General features: G+C 60.6%; 1 tRNA gene. It reads left to right on the top strand.

The features are described 5' to 3' along the window. The first annotated feature begins 266 nt into the window (after nucleotides 1-266). A tRNA-Met gene (locus V2L18_RS23435) sits at nucleotides 267-343 on the top strand.

Here is a 343-nt window from a genome sequence, read left to right as displayed (position 1 = left end):
GGTAAAGCTCTCAGCGATCTCAACACAACAATCACTCCACTCAGAAAAATCTCCCGAGTGGAGCAAAGAGGCTCCTCTCGCTTAGGCGCGTCCGGAGCAAAGGCTTCACGGGGTAACCCCGAAGAGCCGGTCAGTTCAAAAGCGGTTGCCGCATCCCAAAAGGAGCAGCCCCGCGCCGCCCGAGCCGCGAGGACGGGCAGAGCGAATACCCGGGCTGATCTCAAGCCCAGCGTCCTGGACCCAATCCCCAGGACACACGAAATTACCGCGGGGTGGAGCAGCCCGGTAGCTCGTCAGGCTCATAACCTGAAGGTCGCAGGTTCAAATCCTGCCCCCGCAACCA

It is taken from the genome of Breoghania sp. JC706 (genome assembly GCF_037026715.1).
GTDB lineage: Bacteria > Pseudomonadota > Alphaproteobacteria > Rhizobiales > Stappiaceae > Breoghania.
Note: the sequence above shows the minus strand (reverse complement) of the source record. Positions and strands in the feature narration are given on the sequence as shown.